We start from the raw sequence: 16083 nt of genomic DNA, 5'->3' as shown, positions 1-16083 counted from the left end.
CGCACTGTCATCAGGATCACAGCCGACGACGCCCTAGGGCAGTCATGGTGAGCACCCCTCCCTGTGCCAGACTGAGCAGGTGACTCTCCGCGACTTCATCCCCGCTGCCAACCAAGGTGCCGACCCTGGGCTGTATGAGCTGGAGAATCAGGCCCTGGACCCCGAGGGAATTCTCTGGACTGAACTGGAGAAGGCCGCACCGTGGGAGGACAGAACGCTGGTCGATCTGGGCTGCGGCTCCGGCTTCTGGCTGCCGAAGTACCATTCGGCCCACCAGCTGATCGGGGTCGAACCTGATGAGTCCCTGCTCCCGCTGGCCCGCGCCCGCACCTCGCAGGCGGAGGTGCGGCATGGATCCGCAGAACACCTTCCGCTGGAGGCAGAAAGCGTCGATGTGGTGCACGCCCGGTTCGCATACTTCTTTCCCAGCCGGCACCTCGACCCCACCCCGGGGCTGAACGAGGTCGCACGGGTTCTCAGGCCCGGCGGCCGGCTGGTAGTGATTGACAATGATGGTCTCCACGGAGAGTTCGCCCAGCTGCTTGGCGCCAGTGCTCCGGCACAGCGGCAGGGCCACGGCGACTACTCCACCCGGTGGTGGGCACAACGTGGAGCCACCACCACCGAGGTGATGAGCAGCTGGAGATTCACCTCCCGGGATGACCTCGAGGCGGTTCTTCGGCTGGAGTTCGGCGAGGTCGCCGATCCGTGGTTGGCTGCGAACCCCCAGGCTGTGGGGCTGAGCTACGGCTACCTCCTCCACACCTGGACGAGGCCGTAGTGTCTCAGAGGACGTTCCGCACCGCAGGGGCCACCTGCTCGGTCAGCAGCGGAGCCAGATTCTCGGCCGGCTGCAGGGACTCCAGCGGCATCCAGCGCAGCTCGGCGATCTCAGCGGCAGGCTCCAGGGCACCCAAAATCTCCTGTGCGGCGTCGTCGTACTCCACCATGAAGTTCTGGCACACCACCACGGTGTTCTGCTCATTGGCCGCCGCAGCCCTGAAGGTCCCCATATCGACCAGCTGCTCGGGCCGAAGCTGCAGGCCGATCTCCTCGGCGACCTCGCGCACCGCTGTCTGCTGAGCACTCTCCCCCGGTTCGGGCTTGCCCCCGGGCTGCATGAACCGGTCGGTGCCCTGCTTGCGCACGGTCAGCACACGGTGCTCCCGATCGAGGATGATCACTGCGGCCACCCGAATGATGTTCTGTTCGCCCACCTGCACCAGCCTATAGAGTCATAGCCTCTACAGCCCCTGGCCGGCGTCCCAGAGCCGTTCGGAGGTGCCGGCCAGCAGCGCGTCCAGTGAGGTGGCCTGAGCGTCGGTGAGCGAGGCGATGTAGTCGATGATGCCCCGGCCCTTGGCCTGCCGCAGCAGTGCCGGCTCATCGGCGGCCCCGAGCAGTTCCGGTGAATCCTGGTGCAGTCTGAGCATGTCCTCGGTGGCCAGGGTCACCAGATCCAGCAGCCGGCGCGGAGCCCGCCGCACATCGTGGGCGTCGTCGAGCCAGGCAGAGAAGCCCAGCACCAGCCGTTCCAGAAGCTTGGCCTGGCCACGCTGGTAGACGGTCAAGTCCGAGCGGTCCAGGATGAACCGCTCATGCAGGAACTTCAGCACCGCCACCTCATGCCAGGCGGCCTGGTTGAGGTTCACATGCCCGGAGCGCACATGCGGTGCGGCGTGGACCTCCACAGAGTTCTGCAGATGGCCGATCCAGGTAGCGGTGAAGGTCGCCAACGAGCGCTCCGCCTGCCGGGAGCCGTCAAAGGGCACCCGCAGCAGCCCCTCCACCACGTCCTCGGAGACCCGGTCGACTGCTTGGGTGAACGCGTCCTGGTCAGCGATCCAGGCGTCTTTGGCGTAGAGCCGCCGCCAGAGCAACTCCAGTGACCGGCCCGGAGCGCGCTCGGTGCGCACCAGGGTTGCCTGGTCCATCTCGGCGAGCTGACGGCGTTCGGCGTGCCAGGTCCTGAACTCCGCGGAGATGGCGGTCTGGTTAAGCAGGCCGGCCCGGTAGAAGTCATCGAGGTCGTGCAGCGAATAGGCGATGTCATCGGCAACGTCCATCACCGAGCACTCCACGGTCTGCTGCCGCTGCCCGATCCGCGGATAGGCGCCGCGGGCCTGAAGCATATTGTGCAGGTCCACAGCGTAGGCGGAGAACTTCTTCGCCCCGCCGCCCCCAACAGGTGGAGCCAGCCCCCGCTCGGTCTCCGTTCCGGGGCGCTCACCGAGGCCGTCGGCTCTGACCCAGGGATATTTCACGATGGCAGAGCGCACCGCAGCGGTGAGGTTCAGGCCGGCATCGTGACGGTTGTGCTGATCAAGCCGGGCCATGATGCGGAAGGACTGGGCATTGCCCTCGAACCCCTCAGACAGCCCGAAATGCTCCCGGGCCAACCGGTCCAGAGTCTGCTCGCCCAGATGGCCGAAGGGCGGGTGGCCGACGTCGTGGGCGCAGGAGGCGGCCTGCACCACCACAGGATGGCAGCCGCCCAGCGACTCCAGGGTCCGTTTGGTGTGCCCTTCGGCAGCAGAGAGCGCCACCGCGATGGCACGTGCCACCGCGGCGACCTTCAGAGAGTGGGTGAGCCGGTTGTGGACCGCCAGCCCGGCCCCGGTCTGCGAGATCACCTGGGTCACCGCAGACAGCCGGGAGAAGTAGGGGGAGAACCTGATCCGTTCCAGGTCGGCACGGAACTCCGGCCACCTCTCCACCCGCTGGGACTCTGCCAGCAGCTCAGGCACCGCCCGGGCCAGTCGGGGGTCTTGGGCTCTGCTGTCCTGGACTCCGCTGGGGTAAAACGGGGCGCTGGTCATACACCGACTCTAGCGGTAAGCGCGTTCGTACTGAGCCGGGAGGTAACCGGGCCGGTGGCCGAAGTGCTGGGCCGCCCGCAGCGGGAAGTGCGGGTCTCGCAGCGATTCCCGGCCGATGAGCACCACATCCGCCTGGCCAGTAGCCAGAATGTGCTCGGCCTGGACCGGTTCGGTGATCAGGCCCACCGCAGCGGCCGGCATCCCGGTCTGTTTCTTCACCGCCGCGGCGAAGGGCACCTGGTAACCAGGGCTCAACGGGATCCGGACCGGGGCGTTGCCGCCGCTGGAGATATCCACCATGTCAACACCGCGCACTTCGAGCCACTCCACCACCTGCACCGTGTCCTCCACAGTCAGCCCACCCTCTGTCCAGTCGGTGGCGGAGAGCCGCACCAGCAGTGGAACATCCTCCCCTGCCCGGGCACGGACGGCATCAACCACCTCCAGCAGCAGGCGCGCCCGATTCTGGAGGGTCCCGCCGTAGGCATCGCTGCGGGTGTTGCTCAACGGGGAGAGGAACTGGTGGAGCAGATAGCCGTGGGCGGCGTGAATCTCCAGGACGTCGAACCCGGCGGCCACAGCACGTTCGGCCGCATCGGCAAAGGCGCTAATAATGCCGGATACTCCCTCCGCGTCAAGGGCCTCGGGCTCTGCCAGGCCGGGGTAGGCCACCGCCGAGGGCGCCACAGTGGTCCACCCGCCCTGATCAGCAGGAACAGTCCCGGACTGTTCGGTGAAGGGCCGGAATGTGGAGGCCTTACGTCCTGCATGGGCCAACTGGATGCCTGCGGCCGCGCCTTGAGAATGCATGAAGTCCACCACCCGGGCCAGCGCGGCTTCCTGCTCCTGGTTCCACAGGCCTAGATCCTCAGGAGAGATCCTGCCCTGCGGAGTCACACCGGTGGCCTCCACGATGATCGCCCCCGCCCCTCCTGTGGCGAAGGAGCCCAGATGAACCAGATGCCAGTCGGTGGCCACCCCGTCCTGGGCTTCAGCGGAGTACTGGCACATCGCCGGCACCCAGATGCGGTTGCGGATGGTGAGACTGCGCAGGCTGATCGGTTCAAACAGCTGGGGCGGCACTGACATCGCTGGGGTTCCTTTCCGTCACGGACTCTCTCAGTGCCCAATCGCGGAGAGCCCGCACGCATTCCCAGGCTATGGAAGCATGAACAGCATGAATGAACTGTATGTGGGCTCCGAGGTGGGCCAACTCCGGCAGGTGATCGTGCACCGGCCCGGCACCGAGCTGCTGCGACTGACCCCGGAGACCAAAGATGACCTGCTATTCGACGATCTGCTGTGGGTCCGCCGCGCCCAGGAGGAGCATGACCAGTTCTCCGCCGCACTCGAAGCAGCAGGAGCCCAGGTCCTGCACCTGGATGCCCTGCTGCGCCAGACGCTTTCGGTCCAGGAAGCCAAGGACTTCGTACTGGACCATACCTTTGATGAGCGTATCTACGGCCCAGCCGCTGCTCCGCTGCTGCGGACCGTCGCCGCCGGACTGGACGAGGCCGCCCTGGCCGAGCTGGTGATCGGCGGACTGACCAAGCGGGAGCTGCTGGAGCTCACCGATGAGCCACGCTCCATTGTGCTGCACTCCCTGGGACCCGATGACCTGGTGGTGGCCCCGCTGCCGAACCACCTGTTCGCCCGCGATGCTTCCTGCTGGGTCTATGACGGGGTCGCGGTGAACTCCATGCAGAAGCCGGCCCGCATGCGGGAGGCGATCACCTATGAGGCCATCTACCGGTGGCATCCGCAGTTCGCCGCCGCACAGTTCAACCGCTGGGCCGATGGGCTCAATGATCAGCAGGCCACCGTCGAGGGCGGAGATGTCCTGGTGATCGGCAATGGTGCGGTGCTGGTGGGGATGAGCGAACGCACCACTCCGCAGGGCGTGGAGCGGCTGGCCAAACGGCTCTTCGCGGCGGGTTCCGCCGACCGGGTGGTCGCACTGGAGCTGCCCAAGGCTCGGTCCTTCATGCACTTGGACACGGTGATGACCATGGTGGACGAGAGGTCCTTCATCGAGTACGCCGGACTCGGCGAACTGGCCTCCTACACCGTCACTGCCCGGGGCGGTGCGGCAGGCTCCTCCGACCAGGTGGAGCTGAACATCGCCGACCATCAGCCCGGGCAGGCGCACCGAGCGATCGCCGACGCTCTTGGGCTGCACGGCCTGCGGATCCTCACCGCTGAGCAGGATGTCCACTCCGCAGCGCGCGAGCAGTGGGACGATGGCTGCAACGCCCTGGCCGTGGCCCCCGGCGCGGTGGTCACCTATGACCGGACCCCCACCTCCAATGCCTTCTTGCGGGAGTCCGGCATCGAGGTCATCGAAGTCCCCGGCGGAGAATTGGGGCGCGGCCGCGGAGGCCCCCGGTGCATGAGCTGCCCCACCCTGCGCGACCCCGTGGAATGACCTCCGGCTGTCCTCGACGCCAACAATTCACAGTTAAGTCACAGAAACTAAAATAACAAGATGATAACGCCCTTGGATCCTTGATATTTCGCGGTTTTTTCCGCATTCGAGGTCCTATCACTGCGGTTGACGTGATCTTTCTGAGACTCTTTACTGGACTCCGGACATTGAAAGTGATGTGACCGTGACATACCCATCGCGTGATGAGCACACCACATGAAGAACCAACGACGTAGTGAGGAATTGAGGCTCAATATGAAGACCACCTCTACTTGGAAGAAGTTCCTGGGCGGCTCCGCCGCCGCAGCAGCTCTGGCAGGCGGCGCCATTGTGGCCCAGGCCCCAGTGGCCAACGCACAGAGCGACTGGGACCGTCTGGCTCAGTGCGAGTCTGGCGGCAACTGGTCGATCAACACCGGCAACGGCTTCTACGGCGGACTGCAGTTCATGAAGGCCACCTGGGACTCCATGGGCGGCCAGCAGTACGCCGAGTACCCGCACCAGGCATCCAAGTCCGAGCAGATCGCTGTGGCGTCCAAGCTGCAGGCTGCTGCCGGCTGGGGCCAGTGGCCGTCCTGCTCGGCCCAGCTGGGCCTCTCCGGTAGCCCGAGCGGCGGTTCCGGGGGCGGGGAATCCACTCAGCAGTCCCAGCCCCAGCAGCAGGCCCCGCAGCCGACGCAGGAAGCTCCGCAGCAGTCCCCCGCTCCGGCTGGTGAGTTCACCGCCGAGCCGAACACCGACGTGGAGGTCTCCGAGGACATCTACACCATCTCCTCCGGCGATACTCTCGGCTCCATCGCTGATGAGCACGACATCGACTGGAAGGATCTGTGGGGCGCCAACGTTGATGAGATCGAGGATCCGAACCTCATCTTCGTCGGCGATGAGCTCAAGCTGCCGGTCATCGACAGCGATGGCGGCGAGGACGAGGGCTGAGCCTCAGTCCTCAACTGAGAAGGCTTCCAGCCCGCCCTCGGCGAGGTCGAACACCACTGTTCCGTGCAGATCAGTGCGGTAGACCGAGGCGTCCATCTCACCGAGGGCACCCAGGATCTCATCTGCCGGGTGACCATAGGTGTTGTCCTTACCGACACCGATGAGTGCAGCTGATGGCGTGATGTGTTCGAGAATCTCGGTACCGCCATTGGCTGCACCGTGGTGGGAGACCTTGACCACCTGGGACTGAGAAGGTATGGCCTCCTGAGCCACCAGAAGTCTGGCGACATCCTCCTCGAGGTCGCCCAGCGTCAGCAGGCGCAGCGGATTGTTCGCGGATCCGACTGCGCCTGCTGACGTTTCTGACTCCCACAGTTCGAACTGCACCACCAGCGAGTTGTTATTCGGGTTGGCGTGGAAGTCCGCCGCCGACCAGACGGTCCAGTTCACCGGATATCTCCCATGGTGTCCCGCCGTATCCCCGACATGCGCCCGGGTCTCCGGTATCCCTAGCACCACCTCATCGAGCTCCTGGACCGCTTCGAGCACACTCCACCCGGCGGTTCCTGAGTAGAGGATATGTTCCACCTCGGCGGCCTCAGCAACACCCGATACCCCTCCATAGTGGTCCCGGTGTTCGTGGGTGACCATCAGGATCTCCACCTGCTCAAGCCCCAAACGGTCCAGGCACTCCGCGGCCAGAGCCGGATCCTCCCCGGTATCCACCACCACGGCAGCGACCTCCTGGGTGCGGACCACCAGCATGTCGCCCTGCCCCACATCGCAGAGCGCGAACCGCCAGTGCTCCGGCAGGCCCTGCCCGAACAACGGATCCAGGACACCAGTGGCAGGAAGAACCAGGGCGGTCAAGGCCCCGACTGTTGCTGCCAGGACGCTCCTCTCCGCTCTGCCTGCCCTCCGCGTGGAATCGACGACCAGCCGGCACACCATGATCGCCGCCGCGCTGTAGAGTCCGGCCAGGGCCCAGCCGGTGGCGCCCTGCGGCCAGGCAACAAACGCCTGCGGCAGAGCCGCGGTGGCGTGTCCGATCACGGCAATCCCGGCAGCGGGGAAGCCGGCCAGCCACAACAGCGCGGTGGACAGCCAGGGCACGGTGGTGGACAGCACCGCGGCCAGGGTGCCGGGCACCGTCGCCAGGGGGAGCAGCGGGCCTGCAAGAATATTGGCTGGAATGCTGTAGAGGGTCACTCCTTCGGCGATAGGCAGCAGAACCGGGATGACGAACAGTTGGGCTGAGACCGCCAGTGCTAAAGCACCGGCGAAGAATCCCGGCAGCCAGTGGGCGAAGAACGTCTTGAGCCTGGCTCCGATGAGCACAATGCCGACAGTCGCGGCCACCGACAGTTGGAAGGCCGCCTCTACTGAATACCAGGGGTCGTAGACCAGCAGCACGATCACGCAGAGACACAGCAGTGCCGAAGAGGCCCTTCCCCGTCCGGCGAAGACCGCCAGCGCCCCGATGGCGCCCATGACTGAGGCGCGGATGACGCTCGGCGCAGGTTGGACAAGCATCACAAACAGCAGTAGCCCGGCCAGCAGCAGCGGCGGCAAGATCCATCGGGGCAGACGCATCATCCGAGCAGTCCCCAGCAGGGCGCCCATCGCCAAACTGCAGTGCGTGCCGCTGACCACGGTCATGTGAGTCAGCCCGGATATCTGCATTGCCTCGGTCAGCTCCTCGCTCTGCGCCGACCTGTCGCCCAGGACCACTCCTGGAAGCAGAGCGGGGGCATCGCCGACGGCATGGGAAGACTGCTCTGCTGTGGCTGCACGCAGTGCGCTGAAGCCCTCGGTCACCCGGGACCAGCGGTCAGCGGCGAGCCGCTGAGGCGCCTGCGATCCAAAGCTGTGCAGCAGGGCGGTGGTCCGATCGCCGGTGTCGGCAGGCACGGCAGTCACCATGGCGGTGTAGCGATGGCCGGCACGGAGCTCCGCATCGGTGAAGACCATCACCTCTGCCCGCACCTGCTGCTGAGCGCCAAAGCTCTGCACCACCGCCTGAGTCCGATAGCCTGAGTCACCGGCAAAGCCGCGCTGCTCAAACGGCAACGGATCCCTGGTGACTCTGAAGGTGACCTCCACGGGCGCCTCTGACTGCACTGCCTGCGTCCAACCGCTCTCCTGATGGCTGTGCTGGGTATGCGCAGCGGAGAATGCCACCCCTGCGCCCACGCCGGTGCACAGCACCGCATGCAGCATCACTCTGCGCAGGGCGGACCAGCGATCTGCCAGCAGGAGTGCGGCGCTCAGGCACAGGCCCGCACCCCACACCATCCCCAGCCCCCAGGCCAGCGACTGCGCTGGCAGACTGTGCACCACCACCAGCGCCACAACCCACCCGATACATGCCGCGGGAAGCAGCCTCAGGTCCAGGGTCTGGTGCCTCTCCGCCATGATCACCAGGTGACATCGTCAACGATGTTCTCGAGAATCGCCGGGCCGATCCCGCTGACCGCGGCCAGCTCCTCCAGGGAGTTGAACTCTCCGTTGGTCTCGCGGTAAGTCATGATGCGCTCCGCCAGTGCCGGACCGATCCCCGGCAGCTGTTCAAGCTCTGCAGCATCCGCGGTGTTGAGATTGACCACTCCATCCTGCTGGGCTCCGGCGATGCTGCTTGTTTCCGGTCCTCCTTCAGCCACAGGCGGTGCATCCCCCGATTCGAGCTCCTCAGCGGTCGGCACGAAGATCAGCGTGCCGTCCTGCGCCGCAGCAGCGAGGTTCACTCCATCCGGTGCGGCATCCTCGGTGAGTCCACCGGCCGCCTCCACCGCGTCGATCACCCGATCGCCGGGCTCCAGCTGGATCACCCGCGGGTCCCGGACAGCCCCGGCGACGTGGACGATCAGCGCCTCAGTCTCCTCAGCAGCGGATTCCCCTTCCTCACCCTGAGGTGACGCTGCCTCCAAGGGAACCGCATCGGAGACAGGCTCAGCGACAGAACGGTGGGAGATCCAGGAGACGGTGATCCAGCTCAGCAGGGCCACCAGTGCGACAGCCACCGCGCCCAGCCGCAGCCTGATGCGCGCAGGCGCTGAATATTCGGCCTGACGCTGTGTCCGCAGCCGCTCTCTGCGGGTGATCAACTCTTCCTCGTGCTCCAACGGCGGGGACTCCATACGCCTCAGGCTAGGAGACAGCCGAGACCCTTAGCCTGCGGGGATCACGCGCTGTGGAGAGGCCAGCGCGCCGCGCTGAACCGCATCCCGGCTGGGGATAACTCTGGTCTCAGCCGGTGCCGACGGGGCCCTCGGTGATGCTGATGCCCACCGCGCCGAGACCCAGGTGCGCGGCCAGCCCCGGCGGCAGCTCAATGACCGGCACCGGATGGGACGAAAGCACCCGCAGCTGATCAGCGAGCTCGGCACCCTGGTCCGGGTTTCCACAGCACTGCACTCCCAGCCGTGGACTCTCCAGTGATTCGGCCTGCTCAATAGCCGTTTCAACCATCCGAGCCACCGCCCGCGCCATAGTGTGTGCACGCTCCAGCAGCACAATCTCCCCCTCGCGCAACTCCAGCAGGGGGCGCACCCGCATCACAGAGCCCAGAATGGAAACCAGTCGGTTGATGCGGCCACCGCGGCGAAGCTGCTCCAGGCTGGGCACGGCGAAGACAGAGCGAGAACTGGCCGCCGCAGCCTCAGCTGCCTGTACCACTTCCGGCAGGCTGCGGCCGAGCCGAGCCGTCATGGCGGCTTCGATCACGGCGTGGCCCAGACCCAGCCCCGCCTGCCGGGAGTCGACCACCGTCACCGGCAGCGGCGCCCCTTGAGCGGCGAGCCGGGCGGCGTCGACCGTTCCTGAGAGTTTGGCGGAAAGGTGAATGGAGACCACACCGCTGAATCCCTGGTGGTGCAGCCTGCTGTACGTCTCGGCGATGCGCCCCGGCGAGGGGCGTGACGTGCGCACCGGCAGCCCCTGCGCCAGCGCCAGGGGAAGGTCCCGAGCCAGCTCCGGGGAGGGCTCGGGATACATCTGCCCCTGCTGCGGGGCCGAGTCGATCATCACCGGAATCGGCACCACCTCGATGTGTTCGCCGAGAATGCCCAGCTGCAGCTTCCCGGTGGCAGGGCTCACCGGAAGCGCACAGCCGGCATCGCTCACCACTGCGACCCGGCCGCGCGCCCGACGCAACACGGGTTTGCGACCGGTCAGGGCTGAGCGCCTGGCCAGCAGCTCTGCCTCCAGCGCCTGGACCCATTTCTCGGTGTCCATCTCTACCTCTTGGCCGGGTCGTTCAGCCGGTGACGACGTTGACCAGTTTGGGCGCCCGGACGATCACCTTGCGGACCCCGCCGTCGTCGGCGATGTAGCGCTGGATCTTCGGCAGGGCCAACGCCTGGGCCTCAAGGTCGGCCTCGGTGATGTCCACCGGCACCTCGAGCTTATCGCGCAGTTTGCCCTTGACCTGGACCACCGCGGTGATGGTCTCCTGCACCAGCAGGGCCTCCTCGTAGGCCGGCCAGGCGGTGTTCGCCACCGAGGCCTCATGGCCCAGCAGCTGCCACATGTCCTCCGCCGTGTAGGGGGCCACCAAAGAGAGCAGCTGGGCCGTCACCTCGGCGGCCTCGCGCACGGCGGGATCAGCGGGGCCGGCGCCGGAGTCGATCTCCTTGCGGGCGGCGTTGACCAGCTCCATCAGCCGGGCGACCACCACGTTGTACTTCTGAGCACCGAGCAGCGACTCGGCATCGGCGATGCTTCGATGGGTGAGCGAACGCAGTCCTGAGGCACCGGCAGCCGGATCAGTCCCCCGGGCACTGGTGACGTCCTGGGCCAGCCGCCAGGCGCGGGCCAGGAACTTCTGGCTGGCGGCGGGGCTGACATCGGCCCAGTCGACGTCGTCCTCCGGAGGTGAGGCGAAGACCATGGTCAGCCGCACGGCGTCGACCCCGTAGGCCTCGAGCTGCTCGCCGAGGTCCACCCCGTTGCCCAGCGACTTGGACATGGCCTTTCCGCCGTTGAGCACCTGGCCCTGGTTCAGCAGGGCCTTGAACGGCTCGGTGAAGCTGACCAGGTCCATGTCGTACAGCACCTTGGTGATGAACCGGGAGTAGAGCAGGTGCAGGATGGCGTGCTCCACACCGCCGACGTACTGGTCCACCGGCAGCCACTGGTTGGCCTGCTCGGTGGGGAAGATCTCGGATGTGCTCTTGGGGTCGATATACCGGATGTAGTACCAGGAGGAGTCCACAAAGGTGTCCATGGTGTCAGTGTCCCGGGTCGCGGGCTTGCCGCAGACCGGGCAGCCGACGCTGACCCAGTCGGTGTTGGAGGCCAGCGGGGACTGGCCTTTGGGCGCGAGCTGCTCGCCGCGCATATCGGTGGGCAGGGTCACCGGCAGCTGATCCTCGGGCACCGGCACCTCCCCGCAGTCCGGGCAGTGGATGATCGGGATCGGCGCGCCCCAGAACCGCTGGCGGGAGACCAGCCAGTCGCGCAGCCGGTAGTTGACCGTGGCACGCCCGGCACCCTTGGAGTCCAGCCAGTCGATGATCTTCGCCTTGGCCTCCTCCACCTCCATCCCGTCCAGGGAGATCTCGGCATTGGCCGAGTTGATGGCCGGGCCCTCTCCGGTATAGGCCTCCCCCTCGAAATCTGCGGCAGGCTGCACAGTGCGTACAATCGGCAGGTCGAAAGCCGTGGCGAACTCCCAGTCACGCTGATCCTGGCCGGGCACCCCCATCACCGCGCCGGTGCCGTAGTCGGCCAGCACGTAGTCGGTGGCGTAGACCGGCATCCTGGCCCCGGTGGTCGGGTTGGTGGCGTAGACGCCCAGGAAGACGCCGGTCTTCTTCCGGTCGGTGGCCTGGCGTTCGATGTCTGAGACTGACTTGAGCTGCTCGCGGTAGGCCTCCAGCTCACCGCTCTGCTCATCGGTCACCAGCTCGGTGGCCAGCTCTGCATCGGCGGCCACCACGAAGAAGGTGGCCCCGAAGACCGTGTCCGGGCGTGTGGTGAAGACGGTGACGGTGTGCCCGCCGTCGACCGGGAAATCCAGATGAGCACCCTCAGAGCGGCCGATCCAGTTGCGCTGCATGGCCAGCACACGTTCGGGCCAGGTGCCTTCCAGCTGCGCCATATCCTCCAGCAGGCGGTCGGCGTAGTCGGTGATCTTGAAGTACCACTGATTCAGCGCCTTCTTGGTCACTGGGGTACCGCAGCGCTCGCAGGCGCCGGAGACCACCTGCTCATTGGCCAGCACGGTCTGACACGACGGGCACCAGTTGACCGGGGAGTTCCTCCGGTAGGCCAGTCCGCGCTCGTACAGCCTCAGGAACAGCCACTGGGTCCAGCGGTAGTACAGCTCGTCCGAGGTGTGCAGCCGCCGGGTCCAGTCCACGCTGATCCCGTAGCGCTTGAAGCTCTCCGCCTGGGTCTCGATATTGTTGTAGGTCCATTCGGCCGGGTGCGCGTTGTTCTTGATCGCCGCGTTCTCCGCCGGCAGCCCGAAGGAGTCCCAGCCGATCGGGTGCAGCACGTTGTAGCCGCGCAGCCGCCAGTAGCGAGCCGGCACATCGCCGATCGCGAAGGCCTCGGCGTGGCCCATATGCAGGTCGCCGGAGGGGTAGGGGAACATATCGCAGACATACTTCTTGGGCCGGGAGTCGGCGGTGTTGGTCACGAAGGTCCCGTCCTGCTCCCAGAACGGCAGCCATTTGGCCTCGATCGCTCGGAAGTCGTAGGACTGCTTCTCTACAATTTCGCTCACAGGTGCGCACCTTAGAAGTTCATGGAAATTTCGACTCAGAACAGTCTAGTTGCTCTTCAGTGTCGCTACGCTGTGACCCGTGGGAAAAACACCGACGACGACGCCACGGTTCCTGCCGACCCCTTGGGTCGGCTCTCCACGCCGCCACGGTGAGCGGATAACAGTGCCGATCAACGTGGAGCTGGACGGGCAGAGAGTGCACACCGATGCGGCGCTGTGGAAATACAGCTCCGACGACGGCGCAGCGCAGCGGCCCAGGCTACTGCTGATCCATGGGTTCCGGGGTGACCACCACGGAATGCAGCTGATCGCCGATGCGCTGGCGGAGTTCGAGGTGCTGGTACCCGATCTGCCCGGCTACGGCCAGACCGCTCCGATGCGAGACGTGAGGACCGGCGAGCGGGTGGAACACACTGTTGAGGTCTATGCCGGTGTCGTGGAGGCCCTAGCTGAAAAGCAGGGGCTGGGCTCCGGGGACGGGCTGCTGGGCCATTCCTTCGGAACTATTGTGTGTGCCGCTCATGTGGCGCGGCACCGGCGGCCTTGGGCAGGACTGGTGCTCAGCGCTCCGGTCAGCGATGACATCTTCAGCGGTAAACTGCTGCCCGGTGCCGCCGTCGTCGAACTCTACTACCGGCTGTGCCAGCTGCTGCCGGAAGCTGCCGGGGATGCGGTGCTGCGCTCCCGGGCCGTTCTGGAGGTGATGAACCTCACTCTCGGCGTGGGTTGGGATCCGCAGTTGGGCGCATTCGCGAAGGACCAGCACCGGCAGTTCTTCGGCGACTACTCGGACCGAGGGACACTGCTGGAGTCCTACCACGCCTCAAGCCGGCACACCGTGCTGGACTACGCCGAAGACATTCGGGTGCCCACCCTGCTGGCTGCCGGAGCCAAGGACAATCTGAGCACGCCGGAGGGACTGCGGGCACTGCGTGAGGCACTGCCAGGTGGCGCTTTGGAGATCATCCGCCACGCGGGCCACCTGGTGCACTATGAAAGACCCGCCCAGCTGGCACGGGCGGTGCGCCGGTTCCTCCACGACCTATAACCTCATCAATATCATGCCTGCATTGGGATGTCATGGTCCTACAGACCCATGAAAACCGAGTACCACCATGAAATCTCTGCGGAAACAATGGGGCCAAGTGCAGTTCACCGGCTGAGAACTGCAGGCTCAGAACTGCAGCGCGGCGGTGTCGTCAACCGCGATGCGCAGCGCTCTGCCCTGTCCGGCTCTCTGGGCAGATCCGGTGCGACGGGCACGCATCACCTCGGCGATGACCCCACCTGCCTGGGCGAAGCCGAAGAACAGCATCCAGCGCTGGGCGTCCTCAGCCCCAGGCGCCGGCCCCACCCAGCCCAGCCCGTCAGGAAGCTCGACCTCGGTGAGGAACGCCTCAGCCTCCCGCGGATCACCGGTCACCGTGAGCATTCGCACTGCCGGAGGAAGATTGAGCTCCAGTCGGCGGTAGAGCTCACGCCGGGCGTATCCTGCCGGATCCCAGCGCACTAGGGCTCCGGTAAGCTCAGGGTGCTCAGCGGTGACCACCACGGCCCCTGACTCTGAGCGGGGCCTGACCAGTGAGGCAGCCTTGAACCACCGGGCGAGCACTCCGCGGGGCACGTCGAGGCCCTCCCGGGCCAGCTGAGCATCCCCGTCCAGCAGCAGTGCTGCGGCATATCCGTTCTCCGCCACCGGCTCGACTCCCGGGGTGCTGATCACCAGGGCAGATCTGTCCTGAACCTCGACCACCGGGTGATCCCCGGTGGAGGAGATCACCGGCACATGGGGGAAGGCGCGGCCGAGTTCCTGGGCGGTCCGGTCAGCGCCCACCGCTCCGGCTCGGAAGCTGCCGTGTCCGCATACCGCACAGTGATGACCACGCTGATGCAGCCCGCACCACCGGCACCGCAGAGTGTCGGACTGCCCGAAGTGCCCGGGCAGGGCTAAGGGGCCGTGACACTCAGGACACTGCTGCCGGGATCTGCAGCGCTCACACAGCACTGCCGGGATGAACCCTGCCCGTCCCACCTGGACCAGCACCGGGCCACGCTCCAGACCCTGCCGGGCGGTCGTGTAGGCCACACCGGGGAGCCGGGCACGGTGCAGGGCGGGGTCGCGCTCCTGCTGATAGGAGTCGGTGGAGGCCGTCACCAAGGGGGCAGCGGCATTGCGAGCCCTCCGTTCAGCGGCCCGGTCGGTCAGCCAGCCGCGTTCCACCAGACGCTGGACCTCCAAGCTGCGTGAGGTGGAGATGAACTGGACTCCGGCGCCAGTCTGCACTGTGCGCAGCAGCGCCACCTCTCTGATGTGGTGGTAGGGGGCCCGCGGTTCCTGATGGCTGCTGTCGTGGTCGTCCAGCACAATGATCCGCCCCAGCCCGGCCACCGGAGCGAAGATCGCTGAGCGAGTGCCGACAGCCACCTGTGCTTGGCCGAACCGCAGCCGCAGATACGACCGGTACCGAGGCGTAGGGCCCATCTCTGCGGTCAGTTGGGCCACCGCCGCACTCCCCAGCGCCTCCTCCAGCAGCGGCACCACACGGTCTACGTCCCGCTGATCAGGCAGCACGACGACAACCCCTCCCCCAGCAGCCCAGGTCTCCTTGGCAGCTTGGACCACCTGCTGAGGCCAACCCTGTGAGCCGTAGGACTTCAGCGCCAGTACTGCTTCCCGCGGTCCGGGTTCAGCCGGGTGCGGACTCTCCGCGGGAGCAGAAACACCGGCAAACTCTTTCTCCACCCGCGCCGCCCGCTGAGGGACGGCCGCACGCAACACATCGGCGGTCACCCCGGCATAGCGCTGAGCAACCTGCTGGCACAGTTGGAGGATCTCGGGGGCCAGCAGCGGCAGCGCGGTGACGACCTTGCTGATCAGAGCCAGGCGAGGGGCCGGCGTCGTACTGGTCCGCTGCGTCACATAGCCGGACATGTCCCGCCCGGAGAAACGCACTTTGACCCGGGAGCCGGCAACGATCTGCTCGTCCAGGTCGACCGGGACCGCGTAGTCGAAGGGCCGGTCTAGGTGCGGGACCGGGGACTCCAGCAGCACCTGAGCAATCGGCAGGTTTTCTGCCGACCCGGCCGGGAGCCTCGCCGCCGGGGCAGGCACCACACTGTCCAGCAGAGCAGGCTGCTGTGCCTCACGCTCGGCCACCGACGATCACCTCCTT

Annotated in this window: 12 protein-coding genes; 4 read left to right on the top strand and 8 right to left on the bottom strand. The window is 66.4% G+C overall.

Annotation, left to right across the window (positions count from 1 at the left end; all coding sequences use genetic code 11):
• Positions 1–79: 79 nt before the first annotated feature.
• The gene (locus tag DVO78_RS10410; protein ID WP_238385250.1) at positions 80–781 is read left to right on the top strand and encodes a class I SAM-dependent methyltransferase; all 702 of its coding nucleotides are present in this window, start codon (positions 80–82) and stop codon (positions 779–781) included.
• A 4-nt stretch (positions 782–785) separates the two neighbouring features.
• Here DVO78_RS10410 and DVO78_RS10405 read toward each other — a convergent pair whose 3' ends face one another.
• The 3 genes from DVO78_RS10405 to DVO78_RS10395 are packed head-to-tail and all read right to left on the bottom strand — an operon-like array spanning position 786 to position 3908.
• Positions 786–1217, bottom strand: coding sequence for an NUDIX hydrolase (locus DVO78_RS10405; protein WP_120004935.1), 432 nt, complete (start codon positions 1215–1217; stop codon positions 786–788).
• Positions 1218–1244: 27 nt separating this feature from the next.
• Complete coding sequence (gene dgt, locus DVO78_RS10400) at positions 1245–2819, bottom strand: dGTP triphosphohydrolase (RefSeq protein ID WP_120004837.1); 1575 nt, start codon at positions 2817–2819, stop codon at positions 1245–1247.
• A gap of 9 nt (positions 2820–2828) precedes the next feature.
• On the bottom strand, positions 2829–3908 hold the full coding sequence (locus DVO78_RS10395) for an NADH:flavin oxidoreductase/NADH oxidase (RefSeq protein ID WP_202912153.1): 1080 nt from the start codon (positions 3906–3908) through the stop codon (positions 2829–2831).
• A gap of 88 nt (positions 3909–3996) precedes the next feature.
• Between DVO78_RS10395 and DVO78_RS10390 the strand changes: the two genes are divergently transcribed.
• Together DVO78_RS10390 and DVO78_RS18175 are read left to right on the top strand one after the other, a co-directional pair.
• Positions 3997–5244 carry an arginine deiminase gene (locus DVO78_RS10390; protein ID WP_120004933.1) on the top strand — a complete coding sequence of 416 codons (1248 nt, stop codon included), beginning with the start codon at positions 3997–3999 and terminating at the stop codon, positions 5242–5244.
• 255 nt (positions 5245–5499) lie between these two features.
• Positions 5500–6180, top strand: coding sequence for a LysM peptidoglycan-binding domain-containing protein (locus DVO78_RS18175; protein WP_120004836.1), 681 nt, complete (start codon positions 5500–5502; stop codon positions 6178–6180).
• 3 nt (positions 6181–6183) lie between these two features.
• On the opposite strand, the gene DVO78_RS10380 is transcribed toward DVO78_RS18175, so the two are convergent.
• From DVO78_RS10380 to leuS, 4 genes are all read right to left on the bottom strand, one after another.
• A complete protein-coding gene (locus tag DVO78_RS10380) occupies positions 6184–8595 on the bottom strand; it encodes a ComEC/Rec2 family competence protein (RefSeq protein WP_157983988.1) in 2412 nt (803 codons plus the stop codon).
• 2 nt (positions 8596–8597) lie between these two features.
• Complete coding sequence (locus DVO78_RS10375; RefSeq protein ID WP_120004834.1) at positions 8598–9317, bottom strand: ComEA family DNA-binding protein; 720 nt, start codon at positions 9315–9317, stop codon at positions 8598–8600.
• Between the two features lie 109 nt (positions 9318–9426).
• The gene (locus tag DVO78_RS10370; protein ID WP_120004833.1) at positions 9427–10413 is read right to left on the bottom strand and encodes a DegV family protein; all 987 of its coding nucleotides are present in this window, start codon (positions 10411–10413) and stop codon (positions 9427–9429) included.
• A 22-nt stretch (positions 10414–10435) separates the two neighbouring features.
• A complete protein-coding gene (gene leuS / locus DVO78_RS10365; RefSeq protein WP_238385249.1) occupies positions 10436–12910 on the bottom strand; it encodes a leucine--tRNA ligase in 2475 nt (824 codons plus the stop codon).
• Between the two features lie 79 nt (positions 12911–12989).
• Here leuS and DVO78_RS10360 point away from each other — a divergent pair, with 79 nt between their 5' ends.
• On the top strand, positions 12990–13958 hold the full coding sequence (locus DVO78_RS10360) for an alpha/beta fold hydrolase (protein ID WP_120004832.1): 969 nt from the start codon (positions 12990–12992) through the stop codon (positions 13956–13958).
• Positions 13959–14084: 126 nt separating this feature from the next.
• Here the strand turns inward: DVO78_RS10360 and DVO78_RS10355 are convergent, their stop codons facing one another.
• The gene (locus tag DVO78_RS10355; RefSeq protein WP_120004831.1) at positions 14085–16067 is read right to left on the bottom strand and encodes a primosomal protein N' family DNA-binding protein; all 1983 of its coding nucleotides are present in this window, start codon (positions 16065–16067) and stop codon (positions 14085–14087) included.
• Positions 16068–16083: the final 16 nt, after the last annotated feature.

The sequence above is a fragment of the Nesterenkonia muleiensis genome (assembly GCF_003600155.1).
GTDB classification, from domain to species: Bacteria; Actinomycetota; Actinomycetes; order Actinomycetales; family Micrococcaceae; genus Nesterenkonia; species Nesterenkonia muleiensis.
The sequence above is the reverse complement of the archived record's forward strand: the minus strand, read 5'-3'. Positions and strand labels throughout refer to the sequence as shown.